This window comes from Mycobacterium sp. TH-M11, assembly GCF_057473725.1.
Window position 1 is genome coordinate 1 of record NZ_JBYCLD010000372.1, and the last position, 2160, is coordinate 2160.

The 2160-nt window shown below is 66.2% G+C and carries 3 protein-coding genes; 2 read left to right on the plus strand and 1 reads right to left on the minus strand.

Features of this window, described 5'->3' with window-relative positions:
• The coding region (locus AC2VOG_RS14835; RefSeq protein ID WP_486940645.1) for a sulfurtransferase at window positions 1-750 on the plus strand (750 nt) is incomplete at its 5' end.
• Entirely contained in the window at window positions 750-1334 is a 585-nt protein-coding gene (locus AC2VOG_RS14840) for a carboxymuconolactone decarboxylase family protein (protein ID WP_486940646.1), read from the plus strand. The genes AC2VOG_RS14835 and AC2VOG_RS14840, both read left to right, overlap by 1 nt.
• Window positions 1335-1517: 183 nt before the next feature.
• Here the strand turns inward: AC2VOG_RS14840 and AC2VOG_RS14845 are convergent.
• Window positions 1518-2160 (minus strand): PHP domain-containing protein (locus AC2VOG_RS14845; RefSeq protein WP_486940647.1); only part of this gene is annotated, 643 nt, incomplete at its 5' end.

The window sequence follows — 2160 nt, forward strand, 5'->3', positions numbered from 1 at the left end:
GGCGCGGTGTTCGTCGACGTGATGAGCGACCTCTCGGATCCCGATGACCCGTCCGTGGTGGTGCCGCCGGAGCCGTTCGAGGAACTGATGGGTCGCCTCGGGATCGGCGACCAGACCACGGTGGTGGTCTACGACAGCCAAGGAGGCACCTGGGCCGCCCGGCTGTGGTGGGCTCTGCGCTACTACGGCCACGACGCCGTCATGCTGCTCGACGGCGGTTTCACCTGCTGGCAGGCGGAAGGATTGCCGCTCGACAGCGAGGTTCCCGACCCGCCGCCGGCGACGTTCACCGCCCGGGTGCAACCCGGGCTCCGGGTCGACTCCGATCAAGTAGCCCACGCCATCGGCCGTGACGACGTCTGTATCGTCGACGCGCTTCCGGAAATCTTCTACACCGGTGCCGCCCGCCTGTACCCGACCCACCGGGCCGGTCATATACCGACCGCCCACAACGTGCCGGCGCCGTCCCACGTGGACCCGGCCACCCATCGCTTGCGCTCCGCCACCGAGCTGGCCCGGCTGTGGGAGCCGGTCGGGCTAGCGCCGTCTCGCCGTGTCATCACCTACTGCGGCGGTGGGGTGTTCGGGGCCTTCGCCCTCTTCGCCCTCCATGTCATGGGGCACGAGAACGTCGCGCTCTACGACGCCTCATGGATGGAGTGGGGCGCCGATCCCACCCGGCCGGTGGAGACCGGACCGCGAGCTGCGGCACATGACCGACATCGACCGATGAACTCAAGGAGGCAGTGATGGCGCGAATCAACCTCATCGACCCCGACCAGGCTCAGGGACGGACTCGTGAGGTCTTTGAGCGGGTGAAGGCGTATTACAAGATGGTGCCCGGCCTGCAGCGGGGACTGAACTACCTGCCCGAGACCACCGATGCGTTGTGGACCCTGAGCCTAAACACGGCAATGGAGGGAAGCATCCGTGAAGAGCTCAAGCGGGTGTTCTTCGCGGTGACTGCCTATGAGGTCGAATGTGAATACTGCACCGCGGCCCACATGATCGCCCTGATGGGCAAGAAGTGGAGCCGCCAGGAGTGCGTGGACCTCATCGAGGGCAAACCATCTCCCCGTCTTACCGCCAAGGAGAACGCCGCGGTGGACTTCGCCCGGGTGGTCGCTCGCCGCCCGGCCGGCGTGACCGACGACATGACCGACAACTTACGAGCATTCGGATGGACCGATGCCGAGATCGTGGAGATCGTGGCCTCGGTCGCGCTGATGCGCTATACAACCACAGTGGCCAGCGCCCTCGACGTACCGCTCGAAGAGGCGATGGAAGGCGTCGGGGTGAGCTGCGGGGTGCCACTCGATCGGCTCGAAAGTTGATCAAGCCAGGATCGGCTCCGCTACTTTTGAACTCCGGATACGACGATCACGGCGGTCCGGTCCACCAGGCGTCGTTGAGTTTTCGGTCGTTGAACCAGCGCGGTGGGCGCCGCAGGGAGCACGGCCTCATGCACTCGGGTCGATCTCGACTCTTTCCGTGCCGCGGCCGGCGGCGTAGCGCCGCTACGCGTGCGTCCGAGTCAGCAGCTGGTCGACCGGCCAGGTGTTGATGATCCGGCCGACCGGAACACCGGCGTCCAGCGCGCGCTGCGCGCCGTAGCCGAGGAAATCAAGTTGACCCGGCGCATGCGCGTCGGTGTCGATGCTGAAGTCGCAGCCGATTTCCAGCGCCAGTTTGATTAGCCGGGTGGGCGGGTCGCGGCGCTCGGGCCGGGAATTGATCTCGACGGCGGTGCCGTGCTCGAGACACGCGGTGAACACCGCCTCGGCGTCGAACGTCGACTCCTTGCGGATCCCGCGGTTGCCGGTAACCAGCCGTCCGGTGCAGTGGCCGAGGACGTCGGCGTGGGGATTGCTGACCGCGCGGACCATCCGGCGGGTCATCGCCGCGGCGTCCATCGACAACTTGGAATGCACGCTTGCCACCACGATGTCGAGCCGCTGCAACAGCCCCGGCTCCTGGTCGAGTCCGCCGTCATCGAGAATGTCCACCTCGATGCCGGTCAGAATTCGCATGGGAGCGAACCGATCTCGTAACCCGTCGATGACCTCAAGCTGCTTGCGTAAACGCTCAGCTGACAACCCGTTGGCGATCGTCAGTCGCGGCGAATGGTCGGTCAGCGCGCAGTACTCGTGGCCCAGCGCC